The following is a 26,192-nucleotide window of genomic DNA, read 5'->3' on the forward strand; positions in this document are numbered from 1 at the left end:
TATGCACTTAAAACGATTAAAAGATTCCTCATTTTTTCTTAAAACGAATTAAGGGGCTGTCGCACTAGCAAATATTTTTTGCTGGGCGGCAGCCCTGCTTTATGCCCAAATGGGGGCGAAATCGGTCGTGATTTCGCCCCCATCCCTTATAAACACAGTTCATTCCCAGACATCCCTTTCGGCATGCCTGATTTCAAACTGTTTTGTTTTCAACCATTAAAATCTATGCTGTCTTTAATGAAAAAAGATGACTCCCCGTTCTTCCGGTCTGAATCTTGCAATGAAGCTTATTGATATTTCGTCCCATCGCCAAAAGGATGCTCTCTACCAGTGCATTTGCTTTTCCTCGGTACAGATATCTTCGAAAATTCATGTCTTCCTTTACATCAGCAAATGAACCTTCGGCCTGAATACTGCGATTCATACGGAGCATCGTTCCATACTCACTTGTGATCCGTTCCAGGGATTTCTGCAACTGTGTTTTTCTACGTCCAATTCCATGCACGAACACAATTCCCTCCTGTACTTTGGCGCGGCACAACTGCTTTTTTAACCGTTTTAATGTGTGGATGGATATCTGGTCATGGTATACGGTCCTGATTCCATAGAGTTCTTCGCATTCAGCCACAAAAGAAGTTAGTTTTGTGTATAACCGGGCCTGATTTTTCGTAATATCCCGTTTACATGCTTTTCGGATATCTCGACTTGAGTAGATTCGATTCATTGCTGCATAGATAACGAGTTTCAGCATCTGACGCGGCGTTGCCTGATTTTTTCTGATCCTGCCATAAGTTTTATATAGTTCAGAAAGGTCCATTTCCTCCACAAAGGTACTTACCAGACGAACTGGATCATCAGATGGAATAGAAATTTCTAAATCCAGCGGAAGTTTGATTTGATAATCCAGCGAAAATGAGGTATAATTTCTCTGTATTATTTTGTTTAGTCGCATAAACTGATTATACCACGAACGCCGGGCTTTTCGAAGCTCGGCGTTTTGTGTTGGATATATAAAATGAGCTGCCGCACGTTAGTGCGACAGCCCCTTTTTCGTACTTATTAAACAATACCCTGGGCGTTCATAGCATCTACGACTTTCTCGAAGCCTGCAATGTTTGCGCCTGCAACATAATTTCCTGCTTTGCCATATTTCTTGGCTGCATCATCCATGTTGTGGAAGATGTTGATCATGATCTGCTGCAGCTTTGCATCTACTTCCTCGAATGTCCAGCTCAAACGTTCGCTGTTCTGGCTCATCTCCAGTGCACTGGTAGCTACGCCGCCTGCGTTTGCTGCCTTGCCGGGAACGAATAAAACGCCATTTTCCTGCAGATACTGGGTAGCTTCCAGAGTGGTAGGCATGTTAGCACCCTCGCAGACAGCGATCACACCATTTGCAACCAGTGCCTTCGCATCCTCTAACTGCAGCTCATTCTGAGTCGCACAGGGAAGTGCGATATCAGCTTTCACACTCCATACGCCCTTGCCCTCATGATATTCCGCGTTCGGACGATACTTGGTGTACTCAGAAAGTCTTGCACGTTTCACTTCCTTGATCTCTTTTAATGCTTCCAGATCAACACCTTCCGGATCATAGATCCAGCCGGTGGAATCTGTGGCAGTAACAGGCTTTGCACCCAGCTGATATGCTTTTTCAATTGCATAGATCGCAACGTTTCCGGCACCGGAAACAATTGCAGTCTTTCCTGCGAGTTCAATGCCATTTTCCTTCAGCATTTCACGGGTCATGTACAGCAGACCATAGCCGGTTGCTTCTTTTCTAGCAAGAGAGCCGCCGTAGGTAAGGCCTTTTCCGGTCAGCACACCTTCATACAGACCGCGGATTCTCTTGTACTGTCCATATAAATATCCGATCTCACGACCGCCTACACCGATATCACCGGCAGGAACGTCTGTGTCTGCACCGATATGACGATACAGCTCTGTCATAAAGCTCTGGCAAAATGCCATGATCTCACGATCAGATTTGCCCTTCGGATCAAAATCGCTGCCGCCCTTACCGCCGCCGATCGGAAGACCTGTCAGCGAATTTTTAAATACCTGTTCAAAGCCCAGGAATTTGATAATACCAAGATTTACGGAAGGATGGAAACGCAGTCCGCCCTTGTAGGGTCCGATTGCACTGTTAAACTGTACGCGGAAACCAGTGTTTACCTGAACCTGTCCCTTATCGTCTACCCAGGGAACGCGGAACATAATCTGTCTTTCCGGATTCGTCAGTCTCTCCAGGAGCGCGTTTTTACGAAATTCTTCTTCGTTTGCCTCTACAACGACGCGCAGAGACTCCAGTACTTCTTTTACTGCCTGATGGAATTCGGGCTGAACAGGGTTTTTCTCAACAACCTGCGCAATCACCTCATCAACATATGACATAAATCTTTCCTCCTTGTCCAGTTGTTCAGTTTCGAAGCTATTATATACTTATTGTTTTTTCAATGCAAGCACTTTATCACATTAAACTAAAAAATTTCCGAATTTTTTTGAACTGCTTTTGCGTTAAAGATACTTTTTCAGCTCTCGGATATTGTTTTCCTCAAAATCCAGCAGCTCCCCGGCAAGCTCCAGCGCTTGTCCATCCGCTTTTTCATTCCGGTTCATCGCTTTCCAGAGACTGGTCATCCCCATGCTGCTGCCGCGGATCAGCATTTCCGCCATATGGCTCGTAGTGGCATTAAACAGCGTGTTCCCCTGAATGGACGCAGTCAGCATCAGCTGCTTTACCTTGTTGACTGGGTCCGGCGTCTGGTTTTTCGAAAGCAGCACCGCCCTCGCGCGGTCGTGAAGTTCCCCATATTTAAAGGATTCCCGCGCCAGCATCAGCGCCATCGAATCGTCGTACACCTTCGGGTTAATGACCTCCAGAGCATGCATCCCCATTTCCGCATTCTTCTGAACCTCCCGAAGCAGTTCAATATCGTCATTTTTCATATCCGGCATTCCTCCCTTTTTCTGTCCCGAAAACAGGATAGCATCATTTCCTGTAACGTAAAAACCGGAAGTGTATCTCACTGTCAGAAACACTTCCGGTCTTAGCGTTCCCAAAAATCGGGAAAGAATACCGTTTTTCTTATTTTAAAACTTTTAAAACTTCAGTCTTTACATAGCCGGTTTCGCCGTTATATTTGACTCTAGTCCAGCCGTCCGCCTGCTGCATCACAATTTCCAACGTTTCGCCTGGAAATGCGGTTCCAATCTTGTCCGCAGTTTCGCTGCAGGCCTTCCGGATGTTGATTGTCTGTGCGATCTTGATCTTGCCGGATGCAGGCAAATCCGAGGACGTCGATGTTGTAGCTGCAGAAGACTCTGCCGTCTGTGCAGCTTCGGAAGCGGAAGACTCTGCCTGAGCCTCCTGTGTTTCTTCCACGTCCTTTAAATACTCCGATTTGATATAGCCTTCTTTGCCGTTATATTCGATCTTAGACCAGCCATTTTCCTTCTTCTCCAGCAGTTTCAGCACTTCGCCGACCGCCACCTTGCCGAGACGCTCTGCCTGCTCACTGTCGGAGGAACGCACATTGACAACGTCTGTCGCTTCTACCTTTGTTACAGTAGTCTGAGCTTCTGCTGCCGTCTCTGCAGGTTGCGTCTCCTCTTCAGAAGCCGTCTCAGCCTCTGCCAAAGCTTCACCGACCTCTACCTGCAGATCTTCTTTTAGCTGCGCCAGATAATTGTTGAGTGTATCATCCTGCATAACCGCTTCATTAAAGACAACCTGTACCCGATTCATCAGGTCAATGACGTCGTCCTGCGCGGAAATATCTTCCAGATACTGATTGACCGAATCCTCCACATCGCCTTCATAAATATACAGGCTTCCGTCCTCTCTGGGATAAACTAAATACGGGCTGATGCCGGGCACTGCAGTTTCCAAGTCGTTAAACTTGATTTCATAATAAGCATAGACCAAATAAGAACCGTCTACCGGGCCTGTCTTTGTATAGCAGACCACGTTCTGGTACGCTTCAATATGCTCGCTCATCTTCTGCAGATAGATCTGCGTCTCCTGATCGTAGGTATTGACGATGGAATTGATCGTATCCATGTCGCCGGCAGCAGCCGCATTATAATATTCGGTAATCAGCTGCGTTACTTCCGGCACGGTATTTTCTTCCAGCGGCATCTGCAGCGTTGTCTCCGTTTCCGCTGTCTCTGTCATCGTTTCCGTCTGCGTCTGTGTTCCGGTGTTCGAAGCTGTCATCTTTGCACCGTTTCCGAGCGTGATACCGACCGCAACACATACCGCAATTACTGCAACACCTGCGCCTGCACCAATACAGGTCTTTTTCTTGTTATTCCGAAAAAAATCCAGAATTTCTTTCATCTTTTCGTTCTTCATACTTTCCGCTCATTTCTGCGCACGCTTTTTGCGCATATCGAGTTTGTGTCAAGTGCGCGCAGACACAAATCTCGCGATTGAAAAATGTTATTTTTCAATCTTCTATCACAACCTTTTTGTCTGTTCTGTTTGATTTACGGGTTTCTGTTCTATTGTCAAAATAAAAAAAGTGATGCGAATAAAATGCAACCGACAGGAATCGAACCTGCATTAAAGGCGTCGGAGGCCTCCGTTCTATCCGTTAGACTACGGTTGCAAGACTGCAATATACGAATATATTACAAATGTATTACGCATCACTATTTTGTATCTTATCACAGGCATGCCGGATTGTCCAGCACTTTTTTGAATTTCACAGGGTTTTCACGAATGGCTTGTGGGAACTGTAACAATTCCGACTATACAGGTTTCGCATGAGGCATCCGTTTCCCATGCGGTAAAAACGCCAGGCGCACAGTCACAGCTGCACCCCCGGCGATTCTTTCGTTCCCGATAACAAAATGTCCGCAGAATGCGCTTTTGCGAATGGTGCGAGTGAACTGTAACTATTTCAGTCCATGCTCCAGGCGCTCCTTATAGCCATCTGCATGCTTGACATCCAGCTTGTTGTAACACATCTCATATTCTGCGTCGGAATAACATTTGTCGAACGACTCTTCCACATTCGTACGGTAAACCAGACCAATCGCAAGGGAAGGTGCGAGATACGGATCTTCATAGTTCGTACACGTCTGCTGGATTCTGTCACAGAACGCTTCCGCTTCTCCGTCCTCCGGCGTCGGAATTACGATTTCGAATACATCTCCGTCCACACGGCCGATCAGGTACTCTTCCTTCGCTTCCTTGCGGATCAGACCTGCAACGGTCTTGATCAGGCGGTCACTCTCCTCGTTGCCGAAATGGTCATAGACAAATTTCCAGTCATTAATATTGGCGCAGATCACTGCAGCCGGAGCGGTCTCCTGCATTTCCAGAAGGCGTCCTTTCATATAGGTCTTATTCAGCAAACCAGTCAGGGCGTCTTCGTGTTCGCCGCGCTTGATGCGGTAAGCCTCCTGCTCCATCGCCTCTTCCAGCTCGTCTGCATAGATCGCTGTCTCACGGTAACGATAATGGTCACACGCCAGTGCTTCATACTGCAGCATCATATGTTCAACAATGCGCTCTGCAAGCTCCTGATCGGAAGCCTGATCCATTTTTACATAGAGATGACCAATCGTCCGATTGAATACGCGAAGCTTTCTGCCCGGATCGTTTACAACATCCGGCTCAAAGCCTGCAAAATTGCCGACCTCCACTGCGGTTTCCCCGTGGCGCTGCGTCAGCAAAAGCTCGATCCCGAGCACTTTGGAAATATCCTCAAAACATGCCTTTACCAAAGAAAGATCCAGCAGATTCTCCAGGCTGTATTCTTTGATGTGTTCTTTTAACCGTTCCTCCATTGTCATTGAACCGTATGCCATAAATGCTCTCCTTCCTGAATCTGATCCATCCTGTTCTTTCCTTTTTGACCGGTTGTTCTTTCTGATCATGATACGCTCTTTAAATTATAGTATCCAGAAAACCTTTTGTCCAGTAAAAAGCTTGCCCGGCGGTCATTTTTCACTTGAAATATTCATGATTTTCTGTAAAATAGGAAAGGATTGATATCATATTGTAGTTTTTTATGTGTTTTCAGGAAAAGAAAGGTAATTCAACATGATCAGTGCAAACAACGTGACGCTGCGCCTCGGCAAAAAGGCGCTGTTTGAAGACGTAAACATCAAATTTACAGAGGGCAACTGCTACGGCCTCATCGGTGCCAACGGCGCCGGCAAATCCACCTTTTTAAAGATTCTTTCCGGACAGCTTGAGACCACCAATGGCGATATTGTCATCACTCCCGGACAGCGTCTTTCCGTGCTGGAGCAGGATCATTTTAAATATGACGAATACACCGTTATGGACACCGTCATCATGGGTAACTCACGCCTGTATGAAATTATGAAGGAAAAGGACGCCATCTACGCAAAGGAAGATTTTACCGATGAAGATGGCATCCGCGCTTCCGAGCTGGAAGCAGAATTTGCAGAAATGGACGGCTGGAACGCAGAATCTGACGCCGCTACTTTATTAAACGGTCTTGGCATCGACACTGACCTCCACTACAACATGATGCGCGACTTAAACGGCAGCGAAAAGGTCAAAGTCCTGCTGGCGCGCGCACTGTTCGGCAACCCGGACATCCTGCTGCTCGACGAGCCTACCAACCATCTGGATCTGGATGCAATCGCATGGCTGGAAGAATTTTTGATCAATTTCGAAAATACCGTCATCGTCGTATCCCATGACCGTTATTTCTTAAATAAAGTCTGCACCCATATCGCAGACATCGACTACGGCAAGATCACCCTCTATGCCGGCAACTACGATTTCTGGTATGAATCCAGCCAGCTGCTCATCAAGCAAATGAAGGAAGCAAACCGTAAGAAAGAAGAAAAGATCAAGGAGCTGCAGGAATTTATCTCCCGTTTCTCCGCAAATGCTTCCAAATCCAAGCAGGCGACTTCCAGAAAGCGCGCCCTCGAAAAGATTCAGCTGGACGACATCAAGCCCTCCAGCCGGAAATACCCTTATATTGACTTCCGCCCCGACCGCGAGATCGGCAATGAAGTCCTCACCGTAGACGGCATCTCCAAGACCATAAATGGCGTAAAAGTATTAAACAATATCTCCTTTATCGTTGGTCACAACGACAAGATCGCATTTGTCGGCAGTAACGAGCTGGCAAAGACCACGCTGTTCCAAATCCTTGCAGGCGAGCTTGAACCCGACGAAGGAACCTACAAATGGGGCATTACAACCTCCCAGGCGTACTTCCCGAAGGATCCTGCCGCAGAATTCGACAACGACGATACGATCGCAGACTGGCTCACCGGATACTCTCCTGTCAAGGACGCAACCTATGTCCGCGGCTTCCTCGGACGTATGCTGTTTGCAGGAGAAGATGGCGTGAAAAAGGTAAAAGTCCTTTCCGGTGGTGAAAAGGTGCGCTGCCTGCTTTCCAAAATGATGATTTCCGGTGCAAACTGCCTGATTTTAGACGAGCCGACCAACCATCTGGACATGGAATCCATCACCGCACTGAACAACGGTCTGATCAAGTTCCCGGGCGTTGCGCTGTTTGCCTGCCACGACCATCAGTTCGTACAGACGACCGCAAACCGCATTATGGAAATCCTGCCCGACGGCTCCTTAATCGACAAGATCACCACTTATGACGAATACCTGGAAAGCGATGAAATGGCGAGAAAACGTACCGTTTACACCGCTGACAGAGAGGGTGACGAAGATTGAACGCCGTAGACCTTCATGTGCATTCCAACAAATCCGATGGAAGCTTTACGCCCTCCGAGCTTGTCGATATGGCGATTGCAAAGGGGCTGACCGCTTTTGCCCTGACCGACCACGATACGACTGCCGGTGTTAAGGAGGCCGTTGCATACGGACAGGAAAAAGGCATCGAAGTCATCCCCGGAATCGAATTTTCCACAGAATACTATGGAAAGGACATCCACATCGTCGGTCTTTTTATCGATGAGGATGCTCCCGCTTTTCAGGAGCAGATCGGAAGCTTTGTTCGTGCGCGCGAAGAGCGAAATGAAAAAATGTGCGCCCGCCTCGCTACAGACGGCATCGATATCAGCTATGAAAAGCTGCTGGAAGCCTTTCCGGACTGCGTCATCACAAGAGGTCATTACTCCAGATATCTGCTCGACCACGGCTATGTCAAAAACCTGCCGGAAGCGTTCGACCGCTATCTCGGGGACAATACCAAATATTTTGTTCCCCGGGAAAAAATCACGCCCGCCCAGGCGGTTTCCCTAATTCTCGCCGTCAAGGGCATCCCGGTTCTCGCCCATCCGCCGCTCTACCATATGGGAAAAGATAACCTTTCCTCCCTCGTCCGCCACTTAAAAGAAGCCGGACTGATCGCGCTGGAAGCGGTTTATTCGACCTATTCCGCCGGGGAGGAGCGTCAGATGCGCCAGCTGGCTGCCCGCTATGGGCTGTTGATTTCCGGCGGCTCCGATTTTCACGGAAAAAGCAAACCCGGACTGGAGCTTGGAACCGGCTATGGCAAGCTTTTTATCCCGGAAGATATTCTGATTGCCCTCAAGAAAAAAAGGAAGGAACTGTTCGATGTCTGAAAAAATACTGTTTACCGACTTAGACGGCACGCTGCTCAATTCCGCGAAAAAAGTTTCGCCCGGTATGCAGCTGCTGCTTTCCAAAATGGTGCTCGCAGGCAACCGTCTGGTACTCACCTCCGGCCGTGCCCTGCCAAGTGTTTTAAAGGTTGCGAAAAATGCCGGTCTGCTCTTTCCCGATACGGTTATCATCGCTGCGAACGGAAACGAGGTCTATGACTGCGACACCAAAACCTTTCTGATGCGTAAAAGTGTCCCAATCGAAATCGCCGAGGATATCATTTCGATGGCGCAGGAAGAAAGCCTGTACCTACATTCCTACAGCGATACCTGCGTTGTTGCCCCAAAAGACGGCGTCGAAGTAAAACACTACTGCTCCCGCACCGGAATGGAATATCAGGTCAGCGACGATCTTTTAAAGACGATCGGACACGCACCCTGCAAGCTTCTGGCAATCGATATGGAAAACCACGGACGTCTGGAAGCGTTTCGCAGCAGAATTCAGGAAAAATACGGCGACAAGATCTCCGCAATTTTTTCCAATCCGATTTATCTTGAAATTTTCGATAAGACCGCCGGGAAGGGAAACGCTGTCCGTTTCGTCTGCGAGCATTTTCAGATTCCGCTTTCCAACAGTGTCGCTGCCGGAGACGCCGAAAACGATATTTCCATGCTGCAGGCTGCCGGAACTGCCGTTGCGATGGCAAACGCTACGCCCGAGGTCAAAGCCTGCGCCGATTTTATCACGCAGCAGGATAACGACCACGATGGACTCTCGGAAGCGATTTTACAGCTGTTTGAGATGTAAAAAGTATCATGAATAAAAAGCTCAGGGAACGCCACCTTTGTGACAAATTCCCTGAGCTTTTTAATTCGCTTTTATCCTTCTACGATCAGGTAGCGCCCATCTCCGACGTCGAAAACCTCTGCTTCGTCCAACACCTGATCCGGGTTCTCCACGTCGATTCCCGCTTCTTCAAAATACTCCATCACCGCAGCTTTGGAATCCACAACAACCGCCATGCAGTCCTCCAGGAAGGCTTCCGCTTCTTCCATTCCCTCTGCTACCGGCTCCGGAAACAGCCTGTCCTGCTGCTTCAAAAAACACTTCAGTACCGCCTCATCATACTCGTAACCCATAGAATCCTCCTCATTTTTCTTTTTTGTTTTCATTCATTTCCACACTCATCTTCCAGTCCGTCCAGGAACACGGCAAGCGGGACGTCCAGCGCCCTGCAGATCCGCATGATCGTATAAATTCCCGGATTTTTTGTCGACCCGTCCGCGATGTGCGCGATCGTTGTCAGCGGCACACCGGATGCGGCTGAAAGCACATACAGCGACCAGCCTTTTCTCAGACAATACTCTGTCATCCGCCTGCCGAGCCGATTGGGCAGCTGCGCACACCACGATGGCGTGCGCCGTTTTTGTTTTGAGTTGTTTTCCGCCATGAAGCTCTCCTTTTCCAGCTGCCGTTTTATTTGTTCAGACAATAGCATGTTCGCAGAGCGTGCATTCTATTGCTTCAACGTCCCAGAATCGGAGTTTGCACCGGCAGCCTATACTTCTATATCCTGCCAAAGCGGTAAAACGTTACAGAAAAAATAAAATTTTTAAATTCCGAATGTTAGCGGATTGCAGAGTAATCCGCTGATATCTTTCACAGCAATTCCAGCAGCTCGTCCGGGGCTGTAATCACCGCGTCCGCATGATGTTCCCGCAGCTCTTCCTCATCCCGAAATCCCCACAGCACGCCAACGGCGAAGTTGCCTGCGGCTCTGCCTGTTTCGATATCCACCCAGCTGTCGCCGACGTAAATCGTTTCCTCCGACGAAACGTCGAGCCGTTCCATAATCGCGTATACGCCGTCCGGCGCGGGCTTTTTGGGGACATTCATTTTCTGTCCCTGCACAGCATCAAAAAAGCCTTTGCCGAACAGTGTTTCTACCACATCAACCGTGTTGGCATGCGGCTTATTGCTGAACACGGCGATCTTAATCTTCTTCTCCTTCAATGTATCTAAAAGCTCTGGAATGCCGGGATAGGGCTTGACCTCATACAGGCAGTCCTTTGCGAAATATTCCATGTATCGGTCATAAACCTCGTCCAAAAGGCACGGAACCGCCGCAAAGCCATCATCGTCCCGGACGGGGGAGGGCTGCTCTTTTGCCCCCACATAACGCAACGCCCGCGTAATCTGCATACGCGCGCCGTTTCCTACGAATTTTTTATAACATTCCTGTGGGATCGCCTGTAGACCAAAATCCTCCAGCGCCCGGTTCGTGCAATAGGCGAGGGAAGTCAGCGTATTCGCAAGCGTCCCGTCCAGATCAAAAATCACTGCTTTTTTCATATGCATTTTCTCGGGTAACCTCTACTTCTTTGTTTCAAACTTGCTTCTACATCCATCCGTGGCTTTTCAACTCCTGGTACAGACGCCCAACCGGCAGTCCTACCACATTGTTATAGTCACCACGAATGCCTTTGACAAACCGCGCGCCCAGTCCCTGAATGCCATAAGCGCCCGCCTTGTCCATCGGCTCTTTACTGTCAATGTATTCGGAAATTTCCACTTCCGTCATCGGATAAAATTCCACCTGCGTGCACTCGAAAAATGTGACCGTCTCGCTTTGACTGTAAAGCGTTACGCCGGTATAGACTTCATGGCTGCGCCCCTGCAGAGCTGTCAGCATTTCTGCTGCCGCTTCCCTGCTATGCGGCTTTCCGAGGATCTTTCCCTCACAGCATACCACCGTGTCCGCGCCGATCACCAGCAGCTCTGGCTGCCGTTTTCCGTTAAGATTCGGCTCCTGTGTTTCCTCAGAGATTTGCTCCTGATCTGCGTCAGGATTCTGCCCCTGCCCGCCAGAAAGCTGCTCCCAGATATCCACCGCTTTCTGACGGGACAGCTCCTGCACCAGCGCACCTGCCTCCGTCGTTTTTGCATTTTCTTCTTTTGTGCTCGGCATAACGGTAAATTCCAGTCCGATCTGCGAAAGCAGCTCCCGGCGCCGCGGGGATGCGGATGCCAGTACCAGCCGAACGTTTTGCTCTTTTTGCATGTCCTTACTCCATTTCCACATGGGTTTCCGGAATGAATACCCGTGTGTCCCGATATTCTTTTTTGACGCTCATCTCCTGTGCCTCTTTGCAGAACACCTCCTGTGCGCAGTAGGGTTCCTTGCCGCGGCCGTCTACCTTTTCATAGCTGCCGTCCGGCTTTAAGATATGTGCTTTCTTGTTGTCGCGCAGCTGTCCCTCCAGAATGTGCCAGAGCTTTTCTTTCAAAGCAGGTGCTTCGACCGGGAACAAAATCTCCACTCGGCGCTCCAGATTTCTCGGCATCCAGTCTGCGCTGCTACAGTAAAATTCCGGATTGCCATTATTTTCAAAGTAAAATACGCGCGCATGCTCCAGGAAGTTTCCGACGATCGAACGCACGGAAATATTTTCGCTCACTCCCGGAATTCCGACTTTTAAGCAGCAGATACCGCGCACGATCAGCTCAATCCTTACACCCGCGCGGCTCGCCTCATACAGCGCCACGATAATATCCCGATCGCACAGGGAGTTCATCTTTGCAATGATATGTCCCTCACGCCCAGCTTCCGCGTTTTTCTTTTCCCGCTCGATCAGATACAGGAAACGATCTTTTAACCACAACGGTGCAAGGCTCAAACGGTTCCAGGAACGCGGCTCTGAATAACCGGACAACATATTGAATACCGCCGTCGCATCCTCACCGATCGCTTCGCTTGCCGTCATCATGCCGATATCGGTGTAGAGCTTTGCAGTCGCATCGTTATAGTTTCCGGTTCCCAGATGTACATAACGGCGGATGCCATCCTCCTCTTTTCTGACAACCAGTGTAATCTTGCTGTGGGTCTTCAAGCCGACCAAACCATAGATAACATGACAGCCCGCTTTTTCCAGCTTTCTCGCCCAGACGATGTTGTTTTCCTCATCGAAACGCGCCTTTAATTCTACCAGAACGGAAACCTGCTTACCGTTCTCCGCAGCCTGCGCGAGCGCCGCGATGATCGGCGAATTTCCGCTGACACGATACAGTGTCTGTTTGATCGCAAGCACATCCGGGTCTTTGCTCGCCTGCCGGATAAAGTCCACGACCGGCACGAAGCTCTGGTACGGATGGTGCATCAGCACGTCGCCTTTTTTGATTACATCGAAAATATTGTCGGTACCGTCGAACTCCGGCACGGGCGCAGGCGTATATTTCGGCGCACGCAGCTCGTCAAAGCCCTCCAATCCGTATACCTTCATCAAAAAAGTCAGGTCAAGAGGTCCGTCGATTTCAAAAACGTCCTCCTTACGCACGGAAAGCTCACGGCACAGAATCTTTAACAGCCGTCTGTCCGCAGCCGCCTCGATTTCCAGGCGGATTGCCTGTCCCCAGGTTCTCTTTTTGATCTGTTTTTCAATTTCCAGAAGCAGGTCTTCCGCCTCATCCTCATCAATTGCAAGATCGGCATTTCGTGTAATTCGAAACGGATGTGCACACAGAACGTTATAATTTAAAAACAGCTTGCTGATGTTGCGCTCAATGATCTCTTCCAGAAGCAGCACCGCAACCTCTGTGTCCCCCTCCTTCGCCGCCGGAATTCGCACAACTCTCGGCAAAACAGACGGAACCTGTACGGTTGCGAACTCGATTTCCGTATCCTTTTCTCCCTTTTTGGCAACCAGCGCGCCGATATTCAGCGTCTTGTTACGGATCAGCGGAAACGGTCTGGAAGAATCCACCGCCATCGGTGTCAGAACCGGATACACATTTTCTTCGAAATATTCATCCACATACTGTGCCTGGCGCTCTGTCAGCTGCTCGTGATGCTCCACAAAATTTAACCCATTTGCCCGAAGCTGCGGCAGAAGCATCCGGTTGTAGGTGGAATACTGCAGCGCCGCAAACTTATGGGTTTCCTCCATCAGCGCGTCCAGCTGCTCTTTTGCAGACATTCCGGCGATGTCCTTTTTGGTATATTCGGCATGGATCATATCCACAAGGGAGCCGATCCGCACCATGAAAAATTCATCCAGATTGGAAGCGGTAATGCTCAAAAATTTCAGTCGTTCAAATAACAGAAGCTGTTTGTCGCGCGCTTCCGATAGCACTCTTTTATTAAATAAAAGCCAGCTCAGCTCCCGGTTTGTATACAACGCGGGATTCTGAAGTTCTTTCTTATCCATATTTTCTGACCCTTTCTTTTTATTCATGACAATAGAATGCTCGCAGAGCGTGCATTCTATTGTTCTTTACTGCGATATTTCCCACTGCGGTCAAAGCATGTGCAGGCACAGTTTTACAAAATCCGTTTCTGCCGGATCACCGGCTCGATGCTGTAAACCTCCCGGAAAAACTCTGCCCGAGAACCAAACAGACCTCTTTCCAATGTAATATCCTCGTTGGTAGTGATTGTCAAGATCAGCTTGTCGTCCTTGCGCACCGCCTTGATATCCCTGCATTTCTGCTTGTGGCTGCGGTCAAGCGCGTTCGCGATCTGCAAAATCGCAGTCAGCTTGACGATCGTTAAGTATTCCTCCCGGTCGATCCCCTCGCTGTTTTCCATGCTGTAGTCGAATTCCAGGTGATTATAGCGCACGATATTGGCGACGATTTCCCGCTCCCGGTGCGACAGCCCGATAATCTCCGTTGCCATGATGATCGCATAGGAGCACTCTCCGAGATTGACCATGCTGATATATTTGCCGCAGTCGTGCAGAAGCGTTGCGATCCGAAGCAACAGCCGTTCCCGTCTGCCCATGCCATGCACGCGCTTCATGCTGTCAAAAATCGTCAGTGCGATCTGCTCCAGCGTCTCCGCACGGCGCTTGCTGCCCATATAACGCTTGCTGATGCCGCGCGCACATGTCACGATATCCTGTTCGAAATCATGCACCTGTGCCAGAAGTTTATATTCTTCCGCATATTCGTATACCATGCCGTCGCATAGCGACACGCCCGGTGCCCAAATCATCTTTGCATCCGTCATCAGCGCGACCTGACGGACAATTGCGGATGAAATTCGAAGCAAAGGCACATTTTCTTCCGGTGTATCAAAATAGCGCACGATTTCCATATCCGTATGATCCTGCAGATAATTCATATAAGATGCCATCGAATCCCGGTCCAGATATCCGCTTCCGGCTACTTTGCCGAGCTTTCCCAAAATCAGCGCGGAAATATAGTCATCCACTACGATGATATTTTCGATCACGCGATCCTTTAAATACATCTTGCGGAAGACAGAAAGCTGTGCTTCCAGAAGTTCCTCCAGAAGCGGACCGTTCTCAGAGGGGCGCACATTTAAGCGGCTCATTTTTTCCTGCAGCCGCAAAACGCCAAGGCGCATGTTCTGCGTCGCGGAAAGCTTATCCTTATCAAACAGTGACATCTGAATGCTGCCGCCGCCGATATCCAGAACAAGTGTTCCTTTTTCGATGATTTTTTCGAAGCCGCCGCGGCTGGCGATCGATTTATAATCGAGGAAACGCTGTTCCGAGTTGCTCAGCACATCCAGCTTGACTCCGGTACGCTGCATGATCTGATCCAGAACGATCGCCGTATTTTTTGTTTCCCGGATGGCGCTCGTCGCACAGGCGCGGTAGTCATCCACCCGATAACCTTCCATAATCGAAACAAAATTGCGCAGTACCGCGCACAGTTCGTCCATCACCTCATGGCTCAGCTTTCCGGTCGCAAAAGTACCGCCAAGATCCAGACGATTCCGAATCCAGTCCACCTCCCGGATGCCGTTGTTTTTGGTGATCGTATAAATTTTCAGGGTCTGCTCATAGGAGCCCACGTTAATTGCCGCAAACGTTTTCATATGCCAGAATGATCCTTTCTGCCTCTTTTCCTGCCGCATACAATAGAATGCACGCTTACTGTCCTAACAGATAATCGATAAACTGCTGCGCCGTCCGCCCGGAAAGTCCGCCGTGGGACAGCTCCCATTGGTTCGCCTTTAACAAAAGCTCGTCTTCGCTCATCCTTACGCCATAACGGTCTGCCAGCGTCGAAACGATCTTCTGAAACTGCTTTTTGTCCGGAGAGCCGAAATAAATGCTGACGCCGAAGCGCGACACGAGAGAAAGCTTTTCCTGCACGGTATCGTTGACATGCAGCTCTTCATCCCTGTCCTGTTTGTCCTTAAAGGTCTCCCGGATCAGATGCCGTCTGTTGGAGGTTGCATAGATCAGGACGTTTTCCGGCTTCTTTTCCAGACCGCCCTCGATGACCGCCTTCAGATATTTATATTCGATCTCAAATTCTTCAAAGCTTAAATCATCCATGTAAATAATGAACTTGTAGTTCCGGTTTTTGATCTGCGCGATTACATCGTTTAAATCCTGGAACTGATGTTTGTACACCTCGATGATGCGCAGCCCGCTGCCGTAATATTCGTTGGCAATCGCCTTGATACAGGAGGACTTTCCGGTTCCCGCGTCGCCATAGAGCAGGCAGTTATTCGCCTTTTTGCCGTTGACAAACGCTTCTGTATTGTCCGTCAGCTTCTTTTTCTGGATCTCATAGCCAACCAGGTCGGACAGCTTCACATGCGCGATATTGGTGATCGGCACGATTTCAGCGCGCCCGTCTCTCTTTTCAATCCGGAATGCCTTATGCAGCCCGAACCGTCCTACGCCGTATTCCTGATAAAATTCTGTAAGAGTCTGCTTCATTTCTTCCGGCGTATGGTCCAGACAGAACCGCTGCGCAAGATCGCAGATCCGGTCACGGATACGGGTATTGTATACTTTGCTCTCCTGCGGATTGCCCTCGTAGAAAAGTACGATAGAAAACTCCTCTGCTCCGAGCGCTTTTGCTACCGTTTGCAGATCATAATCATAAAATTCCTTGAAAATCCGGATATCGTGAAGCGCCGCCAGATTCACGCTGCCTTCCACGCTGCCACGGATTTCCGCGCTGCAGCTATAGCTGTTTTCCTTATTTACCAGAAGATTTGCAAGATAGCAGTGCCAGAGATTTCCATAAAAGCCGTATCTGCCCGCCATGTCTAACAGCCGATGCATGCAGTCGTATAAGAGCCCCGCCTTATCCGACAGATTGTAAAAATCATCCGCATAGTTTTCTGCCAGCCAGACCATGTCTGTCAGCAAATCCCCTTCTTCAAAATCCCGGTAAAGGATCAGCTGTTCTGTTTTCATCTTGTTGTATTCTCCCTTTCCGCTTATCCGGCTGTTTTCAACCGTTTAGTAATTTCCCAGAATCTTCATGTTCGAGGCCTCTTCCCGAAGTCCCCGCAGCGCGTTCTTCACGGCGCTGTCTTCCAGATTTCCCTCAAAATCCAGGAAGAACCGGTATTCCCACGTCCGTCCCTCGATCGGACGGCTCTCGATCTTTGTCAGATTTAAATGATTGTAAATAAAATGCGACAGCATATGGTACAGCGAGCCGCTCTCGTGCGGTACTTCAAAGCAGATGCTGATTTTCTTTGCATTCTTCTTAAAAATCTTCTGGTTCGTCACGATGATAAACCGGGTTGAATTGTTGGAAACGTTGTTGACCGGCTTCTGTAATACCTCCAGCCCGTAAACCTTCCCGGCATACTCACTGGCGATTGCTGCCTGGGTTTTTAAACGATCTTCTGCAACCTTCCGCGCTGCAAACGCATTATTCGGCATGGAAATCTGCTGCCAGGAATGCCCGCCTAAAAAGCGCGAGCTCTGCATCAGCGACTGCGGATGGGAATATACGGTCTGAATGTCGGAAATCTTCGTCCCCGGAACACCCAGCAGGCAATGCTCGATTTTTAAAATCTGCTCACCGACGATATAGTTTTCAAATTCTACCAGAAGATCGTAAATCTCGCTGACGATCCCTGCCGTCGAATTTTCAATTGGAAGCACCGCAAACTCCGCGCTTCCCTCTTCGATCGCGCTCATTGCGTCCCGGAAGCTGTCCACATGGATGCTGTCGATGCGTTCCCCGAAAAAGCGCATCATCGCAGCCTGGGAATATGCGCCCTCTGCGCCCTGAAATACAACTCTCGCCTTTTTGGTATCCAGATTTTCGACCGGGATAAAGGGCAGCCTGCCGGTGCGTCCATGGCTTTCCAGCATCTGGTACTGGAGCTTTCGGCTCATCGCCATGATCTGTTCAAACAGCTCCGTCACACCCTGACTGTTAAAATCATTATGGGTCAGGGAGCGTACCCGCGCCAGCTTTTCTTCCTCTCTGGTTTTGTCAAATACTTTTTTTCCATTTTCGATCTTATATTCTGCCACCTGACTGCAGATTTCCATGCGCTGCTCATACAGCTGCACCAGCTGGCTGTCAATCCGGTCTATTTCATTCCTGAGCGTAGACAAATCCATGAACGCTTCCTCCATCTGTATTTTTCACTCTTAATCTTAGCACAGTTTGCATGGAATTTGAAGTTTTGCACATACTATTTCCATGAAAAAATTGTGTAAAGATTTTTTAAAATGCGGCACCCTCGGCTGGTGCCTCGAAATCCTTGTATCTGGCGCAGAAGCGCTGCGCCGTCAGGACAAAACGCTGACCTGCCATACTTCTTTATGGATGTTTCCGATCTACGGCTGCGCCTGTCTGATCGGCCCCGTCTACCGGATTTTAAAGCATTTGCCAAAAACCGTGCGCGGGCTGATCTATATGACCGGCATCTTTTCCGTCGAGTACGCCACCGGGCGTTTTCTGGATAAAAAAGGCCAATGCCCCTGGAGCTACCAGAAAAGCCCCTGGAACATCAGCCATGTGATTCGCCTCGACTTCGCGCCGGCGTGGTTTTTAATCGGACTACTGTTTGAAAAAGCGGTCGCTGCGGACGATTCGCGGACGTGACAGTGCAGGGCGGTTTCATACCTCTGCGGACACCGGCAGCTGTCGCAGTAAAAAAGAATCCTGCGAAGCAGGATTCTCCGCCTGCGGCGGGTCGCGTAAGCGACATTCTACCATTCCGCCGCAGTGCGATCCGCGCGGAGCGTTTTTGTGTCATAGGACGAAGTTTCCTATGACACAAAAAAACTGCACCGAAGGCCGGATCGTTTGCATCCACAGCAGCCGCGGCTGCCAAAGCTGTCGTGGCTGCCATAGCTTTCCGTCTGTGCTCAGCCCTTTTTGCGCTCATACTTAAGGAAATGATAGGTCAGGTCGAAGTAATACTGCTCGTCACTGTCGGCTGTGATTTCCCAGTCCGGATCCTCGTCCAGATTCGGGAACCACGCATCCGCTTCATAGGCATGGTCAATTTTAGTCACATGCGCGGTATCACAGTATGGCAGCAGCTGCTCGTATACGCTGCTTCCGCCGATGACATAAACCTCCTTCGTGTCATATCCCTTGACCGCCTCCAGAAGCTCTTCGACGGAATGCACAACCTGCGCATCCTTCTGCTGATATGCCTCGTTGCGGGACAGGATAATATTATCCCGGTTTTTGAGCGGCTGTCCGCCCGGAAATGTATCCATCGTCTTTCTTCCGAGCACGACAACCTTTCCGGTCGTCTCCTGTCGGAACATCTTATGATCTGCCGGAATCCGCACCAGCAGCTCCCCTTTATTGCCAATCGCCCAATTTTTATCCACTGCTACAATCAGATTCATGCGTATTCTCCTTTTATCGTCAAATTGCGATCGGGATGTCCTTGATCTGCTCCCCGGTCACATAATCGTCTGCGCGCACGTCGTTTCTTGTGAACTGATAAAAATCCTTGATCTCCGGATTTAACCAGAATTTCGGTGCCGGATAGGGCGTCCGCGAAATCAGTTCTTTGATAATCGGCACATGGCGGTCATAGATATGCGCATCCGCAATGACATGCACCAGCTCGCCGACCTCCATATCGCACACCTGTGCCAGCATATGCAAAAGCACAGAATACTGCACCACATTCCAGTTATTTGCCGCCAGAACGTCCTGGGAACGCTGGTTTAAAACTGCATTTAAAGTCAGTTTATCGTGTCCTATCTTCTGCGTCACATTAAAGGTCATGCTGTAGGCACAGGGATACAGGTTCATTTCATGCAAATCCTGATGCACATAAATATTCGTCAGGATTCTTCTCGAAAACGGATTGTTTTTCAGATCGTAAATCACGCGGTCCACCTGATCAAACAAGCCCTCTTTATACAGATGCTTTACACCAAGCTGATAGCCGTAAGCCTTGCCGATACTGCCGTCTTCATCCGCCCATTCGTCCCAGATATGACTGTGTAAGTCATGGATATTATTGGATTTCTGCTGCCAGATCCACAAAATCTCGTCCGTCGCACTCTTTAAAGCGGTGCGGCGAAGCGTCAGGAGCGGAAATTCCTTCGATAAGTCGTAGCGGTTTACTACGCCGAACTTTTTGATCGTATAGGCGCTGGTTCCGTCCGGCCAGTGCGGGCGTACCTTTTCTCCCTCCGTACTCGTTCCATTTTCCAGAATATCCCGGCACATATTGATAAAGATTTCATCTGCCATGCTCATATGCTTATCCTTGATTCCTCCTGATTTTAATTCCATTTATCGCAAAGCGAATTGATCTGGTCTGCAAATTTCGCCAGATCCTTATTTGCCATTCCTTTGCAGTGCCCAATCAACGCCATCAGGCGCTGTCCTGCAGCCACAAGACGGTTGTATGCGCTGCTCTGCCCGCCGGATGCTGCAGCGGTCTTCTTTTTCACAGCGACAGGCTCTGTAATCTCTTCAAACGTCTCCGTCGTCAGATTAAAGACCGTTCCGCTGTAGGGTGCAAACGCATCGATCCCGTGTTCATCCTTTAAGCAGTCCGCAAACGACATCGTAACGAGATCCTCACCGTGCACAATAAACACTTTTTTCGGCTTTGTTTCAAAGCCCTCGATCCAGTCGATTAAACCGTTTTTGTCCGCATGTCCGGATATTCCGGTTAACACCCTGATCTGTGCGTTTACATCCACCGTCTCTCCGAACAGCCTCATTTCTTTCACTCCGTCTACCAGTGCCCGTCCCGGCGTGCCAATCGACTGATAGCCAACAAACAGAATCGTACATTCCGGTCTCCAGAGGTTGTGCTTTAAATGATGGCGCACGCGCCCGGCATCGCACATGCCGGAAGCGGAAATGATGACCTTCGGCGTTTCATCGAAATTGATCGCCTTGGATTCGTCGCTCGTGATCGCAAGGCGCAGCCCCGGAAACGTGATGGGATTGATGCCCTGTCTGACAAGCTCCATCGCCTCTTCGTCAAAGCAGGTCCTCTCGTTTTGTTTGAAAATACCGGTTGCCTCCACCGCAAGCGGACTGTCCACATAGACCGGAAAATCCGCATGATTGGAAACCAGTCCATCCGCCTTGATTTTGCGGATAAAATACAGCATTTCCTGTGTGCGCCCAACCGCAAACGACGGAATGACCACATTTCCACCCTTATCCAGCGTCTCCTGGATGATCTGAGTCAGCTCTCTGACATAATCCGGGCGCGTACTGCCGTGCAGGCGGTCGCCATAGGTCGACTCCATCACGACATAATCTGCCGTTTTTGTATATTCCGGATCTTTTATCAGCGGCTGGTTTTTGTTGCCGATATCCCCTGAAAAAACAAGTTTTCTGCTGCAGCCCTCTTCTTTGAGCCATACCTCGATGCTGGCGGATCCAAGCAGATGCCCGACGTCTGTAAACCGGATCGTCACGTTATCGTTTATTTCCAATTCTTTCCCATACGGGCATGGTACGATACAGTTGATGGTGCCGATCGCATCCTCCATCGTATACAACGGCTCCTCCACTTCGATTCCGGCATGGCGTTTTGCCTTCCTGCTTTTCCACTCCGCCTCCTGCTGCTGAATATGGGCGCAGTCCCGGAGCATAATGCTGCATAAGTCCGCGGTCGCTTCCGTTGTATAAATCTTGCCGCGGAAGCCGTGTGCGTACAAAAGCGGCAGCATGCCGGAATGATCGATATGGGCATGCGTTAAAAACACAAAATTGATCTGAGATTCCGGAACCGGCAGCGGGCAGTTTTCAAACCGGTTGACGCCCTGTTCCATTCCGTAATCGACCAGCATATAACTGTCTCCTGCCTGCAGGTAATGACAGCTTCCTGTCACTTCATGATTCGCACCGATAAACTGCAGCTTCATACACCATTGCCCCCTTTTTTTTTATTTCAATTCGTTCGCCATCCGGTAGAATTGGTCATATATGCCATGCTTTTCCAGAAGCTCTTCATGATTGCCTTCTTCCACGATGCCGTCATGGGTCAGCACCAAAATACGATCGGAATTTCGGATAGAAGAAAGCCTGTGTGCGATGGTCAGCGTCGTGCGCCCTTCAGACAGCCTGCCAAGGGATTTTGCTACCTCGTATTCGCTCTCGTTATCCAGCGCACTGGTCGCCTCATCCAAAATAATAATCGGCGGGTTCTTTAAAAAGACACGGGCGATACTGATTCTCTGCTTCTGTCCGCCGGATAGCTTTACGCCCCGCTCGCCCACGTAGGTGTCGTAGCCATCCTTCAACTCTGTGATAAACTCATGCGCGCCCGCACGTTTTGCAGCTTCCATCACTTCTTCACGTGTCGCATCCGGTCTTCCGTAAACGATATTGTCATAGATCGTGCCCGAGAACAGATAAACATCCTGCTGCACGATGCCGATATTATGGCGCAGGCTCTTTAACGTGAAATGTTTGATCGATTTTCCGTCAATTGTGATCTCGCCACCCGTCACATCATAAAAACGCGGGATCAGGTTGCACAGCGTTGTTTTTCCGCCGCCGGAAGGTCCTACCAGTGCTACCTTTTCTCCCGGATGAATTGTCAGGTTTAAGTTTTTGAACACCTGATTGTGATCATCCGGATATTCAAAGCTCACATTGTGGAATGCGATTTCGCCCTTCGGCTCTCCCATTTCCACAGCGTCTGCCTCATCGAAAATTTCGATGTCCGCATCCATGATCTGCAAAAACCGTTCAATTCCTGTCATGCCGCGCTGGAACTGTTCCGCAAACTCGATAATCCTGCGGATCGTCGCAATCAGCGTCGTCACATACAAAAGAAACGCCACCAGGTCGCCTGCCGCGACCCATCCCTTTATCATAAATATGCTGCCGAAAAGCAAAACAGACACATACATTGCGCCATCAAAAGCGTGGGTTGTCGCATTAAAGACCGCCATCAGATGATAGGAATCTCGTTTGATGTCAAAGAACTGTCTGTTGTCTGTCTCAAACTTGTTCGTCTCCATCTGTTCATTTGTAAATGCCTTTACAACCTTCTGCCCCAGCAGGCTGTCCTCAATGCGGGCGTTTAATTCGCCAATCTGGTTTCTCTGTCTGCGGAATACATCGCGCATTTTAAAATTCAGATGCATGCACACTGCAACCATGATCGGAACAATCAGGAAAATAATCAGCGTCAGAAGCACATTGATCCGCATCAGGATGATAAATGCGATCACGAGCTTAACCCCGGCAATAAAAAATTCTTCCGGGCAGTGATGCGCAAATTCGGTCACATCAAACAGGTCGTTCGTAATCCGTCCCATGATCTGTCCGACCTTGGTATTATTATAATAGGTATTCGACAGCTGATGCAGATGCTGATACGCGTCCCGGCGCATGTCTGTTTCGATTTTCGCGCCCATGATATGTCCGACGCCCGCCATATAATAAGTGGCAACGCAGTCCACTATGCGCAGCGCCAGATAAATCGCAACCACGCCCAGAATTGTCTGAACCGAAAGCTCTGCCAGATGATACAATCCCTGATTGGTAATGTAACGCATAATCATCGGCAGCACCAGCTCGCACAGTGTCGTCAGCCCGGCGCAGAATAAATCCAGCACCAGTGTTTTCCAGTATGGTTTAAAATATGGCTGAAAGCGCCGGAATAGTTCTTTTGTTGTATATTGCCTGTCTTTCATGGCAATTTTCTCCCCTCATCACTCGTATTTTACAGACGGACTATACCATCCGTTTTTTTTAGTATAACACAAAAACAGCTCTCATGTAAACGGCAGGTGAAACTGCTTCCCGCTTTGTCACCCCCTGTTTTTCCTCTTCATAAGATAAGAAAAAAGGCAGTGTCTTCCCCGTCTTTTGTAAGGAGACTTCCATGATGGCTTTCTGTTCTTCCTGCTGCCGTGCAGACAACGTTTCCAGCCGCTGCAGCGGTGATTCTCCGGACTGTTGTACGCAAACCGCCTGCCCTGCTTCCGGCCGTCCGGCCTGCACGCTGCCAACCGCCTGCCGTCCCGGCGCTTCCTGCATATCCAGACAGGACATCGAACGCCTGCTTCTATGGAAGCTCGGGCTTATGAAATGCCAAAGCAACCGGTTTTGCTCCGGTTGGCAAAAGCGCCCAGGCGTGTGCCGTTCCGATTCCTTTTTTCACTGACGCAGCTTTGGCTGCCGGGATGCCTACAGCCGCCAAATACAGTCCGTATCTGCCTATAGCGTCCTTCCGGCGGCGGTATATAACAGGGCATTACAGATTGCCGCCGCTACGTTCGAACCACCCTTTCGTCCACGCGCCACAATATACGGCACCGGATCCTTCAGAATTTCTTCCTTGCTTTCCACTACATTGACAAAGCCCACCGGAACCCCGATGACCAGCACAGGATCCACTTTTTTCTCCAGGATCAGCTCATGCAGGCGAATCAGCGCAGTCGGCGCATTCCCGATCGCAAAAACCCATCTGCCCGGAAGCCTGGCCGCTTCCTCCATACTCACCCACGCGCGGGTCGTCTGTCTTTCTTTCGCAAGCCTTGCCACTTCCGGATCGCTCATAAAACAACGTGCGGTCCCGCCAAAACTCTCCAGGGTGCTTTTATGGATGCCGGAAAGGGCCATCTGCGTATCTGTCACAATTCCAGCCCCGGCTTTGAATGCTTCCACAGCTTTTGTTACCGCGCCGTCCGAAAAAACAAGGTTGTCTACATAGTCAAAATCTGCCGTCGTATGAATCACCCGTTTGATAACCGGCTCGTTTTCCGGTAAAAGCTTCCGGTCACCCAGCTCCTTCGTAAGGATCTCAAAACTACGTTTTTCAATCTCACCCGGCAGTACGTATTGATAGCTCATCTGTCGCCCTCCTGCTTCTCCATCATCCGGTAAATCTGTTCCATATCCAGTGCTTTTCTGACTTCAGCTGCCAGAAGATCATACTGGCTTTCCTTAAATGCCGCATAATCCTGTGTCAGCGCCTCTGCACAGATTCCCTTTTTGGAAAGCAGCGCGCTACACAGATTTTTTGTCAGCGACCCGTCTTCAAAAAGTCCGTGCACATAAGTACCGGCAACATTGCCGCAGACTGCGCCGTCTGCCTGCCAGTCCTCCTCTGCTTCTGTGCTTCCGTTTGTCAGCGTCCGGATTCTGGAGAACGAGTTTTTTCCGTTTCCTGTTGTATGTCCCATATGAATTTCATAACCGGAAAATACACTGCCGCAAAGCGCAGCGAACAGTCCGTCTCCTGCGCCCGGGTTTTGAAGAATTTCTCCTGTCACCCGCGTCTGCACCTTTTCTTTTTCAAAAACGGTTCTAACCGGCAAAAGCCCCATTCCATGCAGGCTTCCGCCCTCTTCTTCCCCATCCGGGTCTTCGATGCTTTCGCCCAGCATCTGATAGCCCCCGCAGATTCCCAGCACCGGCACGTTTGCTGCCGCAAGCTTCAAAATGGCGGCTTCCATACCATTCTGGCGCATCCATTTCAAGTCGCTCATCGTATTTTTGCTTCCGGGTACAATCACCATATCCGGCTGCCCGAGCGTTTTTACATCCCCTGCATAACGCAGACTGATTCCGGGCTGCTGCTCCAACGGGTTAAAATCGGTAAAATTCGAAATATGCGGCAGGCGAACCACTGCGATATCCACGCCTGCCCCCGCCTGTACCCGGGACAGACGAGGCGCGAGACTGTCCTCATCATCCAGCTTTGCATAAATCCACGGAATGACACCTGCTACCGGAATTTTCGTCAGCTCCTCCAGCGTTGCAAGTCCGGGTTTTAAAATCTCAACGTCTCCCCGGAACTTGTTGATAATCAGTCCTTTCACCCGGTTTCTTTCTTCCTCTTCCAGCAGGGCAACTGTCCCGTAAAGCTGCGCAAAAACGCCGCCCCGGTCAATATCTCCGGCAAGCAGCACCGGCGCGTCCACCATCTTCGCCATGCCCATGTTGACGATATCGTTTTTCTTTAAATTGATCTCTGCCGGGCTGCCCGCGCCCTCAATCACAATAATGTCATATTCCTCTTCCAGGGATCGGTAAGCTTTCATGATTTCCGGCACAAGCTGCTTTTTATATTTAAAATAAGACGCTGCAGGCATGTTTCCGAGCACATGCCCGTTGACAATAACCTGACTTCCCACATCACTGGTAGGTTTTAACAGAATCGGGTTCATCCTCGCATCCGGTCTGATTTTCGCAGCTTCCGCCTGCATGACCTGCGCGCGCCCCATCTCTGCCCCGTCTTCCGTGATAAAACTGTTGAGCGCCATATTCTGGCTTTTAAACGGTGCAGTCTTAAAACCATCCTGCGTAAAAATACGGCACAGCGCCGCGCAGATCAGGCTCTTTCCGGCACTCGACATCGTGCCCTGAATCATAATATTTTGCTTCATTGTTTTTCCTCATTCCATTTCCGCAAACGCCTTCCGACGGTCCCGACGCAATCGGG

The 26,192-nt window shown here is 49.7% G+C and carries 24 protein-coding genes and 1 tRNA gene; 4 read left to right on the forward strand and 21 right to left on the reverse strand.

Annotated elements, in window-relative coordinates:
• Positions 1-223: 223 nt before the first annotated feature.
• The 6 genes from OCV62_RS06050 to OCV62_RS06075 form a co-directional block, all read right to left on the reverse strand.
• The gene (locus tag OCV62_RS06050; RefSeq protein WP_262585602.1) at positions 224-952 is read right to left on the reverse strand and encodes a transposase; all 729 of its coding nucleotides are present in this window, start codon (positions 950-952) and stop codon (positions 224-226) included.
• Between the two features lie 107 nt (positions 953-1,059).
• Positions 1,060-2,394 (reverse strand): NADP-specific glutamate dehydrogenase, encoded by a 1,335-nt coding sequence (gdhA, locus tag OCV62_RS06055; RefSeq protein WP_262585603.1) that lies wholly within the window; start codon positions 2,392-2,394, stop codon positions 1,060-1,062.
• 123 nt (positions 2,395-2,517) lie between these two features.
• Positions 2,518-2,949: a hypothetical protein gene (locus tag OCV62_RS06060; protein WP_021915727.1), complete on the reverse strand. Its 432-nt coding sequence runs from the start codon at positions 2,947-2,949 to the stop codon at positions 2,518-2,520.
• A gap of 139 nt (positions 2,950-3,088) precedes the next feature.
• A complete protein-coding gene (locus tag OCV62_RS06065; protein WP_262585604.1) occupies positions 3,089-4,357 on the reverse strand; it encodes an SH3 domain-containing protein in 1,269 nt (422 codons plus the stop codon).
• A 184-nt stretch (positions 4,358-4,541) separates the two neighbouring features.
• Positions 4,542-4,613 (reverse strand) — tRNA-Arg (locus OCV62_RS06070).
• Positions 4,614-4,902: 289 nt separating this feature from the next.
• Complete coding sequence (locus tag OCV62_RS06075) at positions 4,903-5,820, reverse strand: sensor domain-containing diguanylate cyclase (RefSeq protein WP_262585605.1); 918 nt, start codon at positions 5,818-5,820, stop codon at positions 4,903-4,905.
• A gap of 235 nt (positions 5,821-6,055) precedes the next feature.
• Here OCV62_RS06075 and OCV62_RS06080 point away from each other — a divergent pair, with 235 nt between their 5' ends.
• The 3 genes from OCV62_RS06080 to OCV62_RS06090 are packed head-to-tail and all read left to right on the forward strand — an operon-like array spanning position 6,056 to position 9,355.
• A complete protein-coding gene (locus tag OCV62_RS06080; protein WP_262585606.1) occupies positions 6,056-7,693 on the forward strand; it encodes an ABC-F family ATP-binding cassette domain-containing protein in 1,638 nt (545 codons plus the stop codon).
• Positions 7,690-8,547: a PHP domain-containing protein gene (locus OCV62_RS06085; RefSeq protein ID WP_262585607.1), complete on the forward strand. Its 858-nt coding sequence runs from the start codon at positions 7,690-7,692 to the stop codon at positions 8,545-8,547. The genes OCV62_RS06080 and OCV62_RS06085 overlap by 4 nt, the downstream gene beginning before the upstream one ends.
• On the forward strand, positions 8,540-9,355 hold the full coding sequence (locus OCV62_RS06090) for a Cof-type HAD-IIB family hydrolase (protein ID WP_021915722.1): 816 nt from the start codon (positions 8,540-8,542) through the stop codon (positions 9,353-9,355). The genes OCV62_RS06085 and OCV62_RS06090 overlap by 8 nt, the downstream gene beginning before the upstream one ends.
• 71 nt (positions 9,356-9,426) lie before the next feature.
• On the opposite strand, the gene OCV62_RS06095 is transcribed toward OCV62_RS06090, so the two are convergent.
• The 8 genes from OCV62_RS06095 to pheA all read right to left on the reverse strand — a co-directional run bounded on the left by OCV62_RS06095 (position 9,427) and on the right by pheA (position 17,904).
• On the reverse strand, positions 9,427-9,720 hold the full coding sequence (locus OCV62_RS06095) for a glyoxalase (protein ID WP_330667273.1): 294 nt from the start codon (positions 9,718-9,720) through the stop codon (positions 9,427-9,429).
• Positions 9,717-9,998 (reverse strand): helix-turn-helix domain-containing protein, encoded by a 282-nt coding sequence (locus OCV62_RS06100; protein WP_262585608.1) that lies wholly within the window; start codon positions 9,996-9,998, stop codon positions 9,717-9,719. Before OCV62_RS06100 ends, OCV62_RS06095 begins: the two co-directional genes overlap by 4 nt.
• A 209-nt stretch (positions 9,999-10,207) precedes the next feature.
• Positions 10,208-10,900: an HAD family hydrolase gene (locus OCV62_RS06105; protein ID WP_262585609.1), complete on the reverse strand. Its 693-nt coding sequence runs from the start codon at positions 10,898-10,900 to the stop codon at positions 10,208-10,210.
• 46 nt (positions 10,901-10,946) lie between these two features.
• Positions 10,947-11,609, reverse strand: a complete 663-nt coding sequence (locus OCV62_RS06110) for a Maf family protein (RefSeq protein WP_262585610.1) — start codon at positions 11,607-11,609, stop codon at positions 10,947-10,949.
• A gap of 4 nt (positions 11,610-11,613) precedes the next feature.
• Positions 11,614-13,779, reverse strand: coding sequence for an RNA degradosome polyphosphate kinase (locus tag OCV62_RS06115; protein WP_262585611.1), 2,166 nt, complete (start codon positions 13,777-13,779; stop codon positions 11,614-11,616).
• Between the two features lie 86 nt (positions 13,780-13,865).
• Positions 13,866-15,392, reverse strand: a complete 1,527-nt coding sequence (locus tag OCV62_RS06120; RefSeq protein WP_262585612.1) for a Ppx/GppA phosphatase family protein — start codon at positions 15,390-15,392, stop codon at positions 13,866-13,868.
• A 55-nt stretch (positions 15,393-15,447) separates the two neighbouring features.
• Positions 15,448-16,734, reverse strand: coding sequence for an ATP-binding protein (locus tag OCV62_RS06125; protein WP_117959555.1), 1,287 nt, complete (start codon positions 16,732-16,734; stop codon positions 15,448-15,450).
• Between the two features lie 45 nt (positions 16,735-16,779).
• Positions 16,780-17,904 carry a prephenate dehydratase gene (gene pheA, locus OCV62_RS06130; protein WP_118496218.1) on the reverse strand — a complete coding sequence of 375 codons (1,125 nt, stop codon included), beginning with the start codon at positions 17,902-17,904 and terminating at the stop codon, positions 16,780-16,782.
• Positions 17,905-17,986: 82 nt separating this feature from the next.
• On the opposite strand from pheA, the gene OCV62_RS06135 reads away from it, so the two are divergent.
• A complete protein-coding gene (locus OCV62_RS06135; protein WP_262585613.1) occupies positions 17,987-18,391 on the forward strand; it encodes a putative ABC transporter permease in 405 nt (134 codons plus the stop codon).
• Positions 18,392-18,657: 266 nt separating this feature from the next.
• Here the strand turns inward: OCV62_RS06135 and OCV62_RS06140 are convergent, their stop codons facing one another.
• The 7 genes from OCV62_RS06140 to OCV62_RS06170 form a co-directional block, all read right to left on the reverse strand.
• Positions 18,658-19,152 (reverse strand): dihydrofolate reductase, encoded by a 495-nt coding sequence (locus OCV62_RS06140; protein ID WP_021916044.1) that lies wholly within the window; start codon positions 19,150-19,152, stop codon positions 18,658-18,660.
• 19 nt (positions 19,153-19,171) lie between these two features.
• A complete protein-coding gene (gene thyA / locus OCV62_RS06145) occupies positions 19,172-20,020 on the reverse strand; it encodes a thymidylate synthase (RefSeq protein ID WP_021916045.1) in 849 nt (282 codons plus the stop codon).
• Between the two features lie 26 nt (positions 20,021-20,046).
• Positions 20,047-21,654, reverse strand: coding sequence for an MBL fold metallo-hydrolase RNA specificity domain-containing protein (locus OCV62_RS06150; protein WP_262585614.1), 1,608 nt, complete (start codon positions 21,652-21,654; stop codon positions 20,047-20,049).
• Positions 21,655-21,675: 21 nt separating this feature from the next.
• Positions 21,676-23,436, reverse strand: a complete 1,761-nt coding sequence (locus OCV62_RS06155; RefSeq protein WP_021916047.1) for an ABC transporter ATP-binding protein — start codon at positions 23,434-23,436, stop codon at positions 21,676-21,678.
• Between the two features lie 58 nt (positions 23,437-23,494).
• Entirely contained in the window at positions 23,495-23,797 is a 303-nt protein-coding gene (locus OCV62_RS06160; RefSeq protein WP_262585615.1) for a hypothetical protein, read from the reverse strand.
• A gap of 165 nt (positions 23,798-23,962) precedes the next feature.
• On the reverse strand, positions 23,963-24,598 hold the full coding sequence (locus tag OCV62_RS06165) for a precorrin-8X methylmutase (protein WP_021916049.1): 636 nt from the start codon (positions 24,596-24,598) through the stop codon (positions 23,963-23,965).
• Positions 24,595-26,136, reverse strand: coding sequence for a cobyric acid synthase (locus OCV62_RS06170; RefSeq protein ID WP_262585616.1), 1,542 nt, complete (start codon positions 26,134-26,136; stop codon positions 24,595-24,597). The genes OCV62_RS06165 and OCV62_RS06170 overlap by 4 nt, the downstream gene beginning before the upstream one ends.
• Positions 26,137-26,192 lie beyond the last annotated feature (56 nt).

Origin of the sequence: Gallintestinimicrobium propionicum (assembly GCF_025567525.1) — a bacterium.
In the GTDB taxonomy this organism is placed as follows: domain Bacteria; phylum Bacillota; class Clostridia; order Lachnospirales; family Lachnospiraceae; genus Gallintestinimicrobium; species Gallintestinimicrobium propionicum.

What these genes read in the sequence shown, in the direction of transcription:
- OCV62_RS06115 (WP_262585611.1), bottom strand. Translation starts at nt 13,779, where the DNA reads ATGAATAAAAAGAAAGGGTCAGAAAATATGGATAAGAAAGAACTTCAG.
- OCV62_RS06155 (WP_021916047.1), bottom strand. Translation starts at nt 23,436, where the DNA reads ATGAAAGACAGGCAATATACAACAAAAGAACTATTCCGGCGCTTTCAG.
- OCV62_RS06050 (WP_262585602.1), bottom strand. Translation starts at nt 952, where the DNA reads ATGCGACTAAACAAAATAATACAGAGAAATTATACCTCATTTTCGCTG.
- OCV62_RS06125 (WP_117959555.1), bottom strand. Translation starts at nt 16,734, where the DNA reads ATGAAAACAGAACAGCTGATCCTTTACCGGGATTTTGAAGAAGGGGAT.
- OCV62_RS06150 (WP_262585614.1), bottom strand. Translation starts at nt 21,654, where the DNA reads ATGAAGCTGCAGTTTATCGGTGCGAATCATGAAGTGACAGGAAGCTGT.
- OCV62_RS06075 (WP_262585605.1), bottom strand. Translation starts at nt 5,820, where the DNA reads ATGGCATACGGTTCAATGACAATGGAGGAACGGTTAAAAGAACACATC.
- OCV62_RS06135 (WP_262585613.1), top strand. Translation starts at nt 17,987, where the DNA reads ATGAAAAAATTGTGTAAAGATTTTTTAAAATGCGGCACCCTCGGCTGG.
- OCV62_RS06165 (WP_021916049.1), bottom strand. Translation starts at nt 24,598, where the DNA reads ATGAGCTATCAATACGTACTGCCGGGTGAGATTGAAAAACGTAGTTTT.
- OCV62_RS06170 (WP_262585616.1), bottom strand. Translation starts at nt 26,136, where the DNA reads ATGAAGCAAAATATTATGATTCAGGGCACGATGTCGAGTGCCGGAAAG.
- OCV62_RS06160 (WP_262585615.1), bottom strand. Translation starts at nt 23,797, where the DNA reads ATGTCCTGTCTGGATATGCAGGAAGCGCCGGGACGGCAGGCGGTTGGC.
- OCV62_RS06090 (WP_021915722.1), top strand. Translation starts at nt 8,540, where the DNA reads ATGTCTGAAAAAATACTGTTTACCGACTTAGACGGCACGCTGCTCAAT.
- OCV62_RS06100 (WP_262585608.1), bottom strand. Translation starts at nt 9,998, where the DNA reads ATGGCGGAAAACAACTCAAAACAAAAACGGCGCACGCCATCGTGGTGT.
- OCV62_RS06105 (WP_262585609.1), bottom strand. Translation starts at nt 10,900, where the DNA reads ATGAAAAAAGCAGTGATTTTTGATCTGGACGGGACGCTTGCGAATACG.
- OCV62_RS06065 (WP_262585604.1), bottom strand. Translation starts at nt 4,357, where the DNA reads ATGAAGAACGAAAAGATGAAAGAAATTCTGGATTTTTTTCGGAATAAC.
- OCV62_RS06080 (WP_262585606.1), top strand. Translation starts at nt 6,056, where the DNA reads ATGATCAGTGCAAACAACGTGACGCTGCGCCTCGGCAAAAAGGCGCTG.
- OCV62_RS06110 (WP_262585610.1), bottom strand. Translation starts at nt 11,609, where the DNA reads ATGCAAAAAGAGCAAAACGTTCGGCTGGTACTGGCATCCGCATCCCCG.
- gdhA (WP_262585603.1), bottom strand. Translation starts at nt 2,394, where the DNA reads ATGTCATATGTTGATGAGGTGATTGCGCAGGTTGTTGAGAAAAACCCT.
- pheA (WP_118496218.1), bottom strand. Translation starts at nt 17,904, where the DNA reads ATGGATTTGTCTACGCTCAGGAATGAAATAGACCGGATTGACAGCCAG.
- thyA (WP_021916045.1), bottom strand. Translation starts at nt 20,020, where the DNA reads ATGAGCATGGCAGATGAAATCTTTATCAATATGTGCCGGGATATTCTG.
- OCV62_RS06095 (WP_330667273.1), bottom strand. Translation starts at nt 9,720, where the DNA reads ATGAAAACAAAAAAGAAAAATGAGGAGGATTCTATGGGTTACGAGTAT.
- OCV62_RS06060 (WP_021915727.1), bottom strand. Translation starts at nt 2,949, where the DNA reads ATGAAAAATGACGATATTGAACTGCTTCGGGAGGTTCAGAAGAATGCG.
- OCV62_RS06120 (WP_262585612.1), bottom strand. Translation starts at nt 15,392, where the DNA reads ATGAAAACGTTTGCGGCAATTAACGTGGGCTCCTATGAGCAGACCCTG.
- OCV62_RS06140 (WP_021916044.1), bottom strand. Translation starts at nt 19,152, where the DNA reads ATGAATCTGATTGTAGCAGTGGATAAAAATTGGGCGATTGGCAATAAA.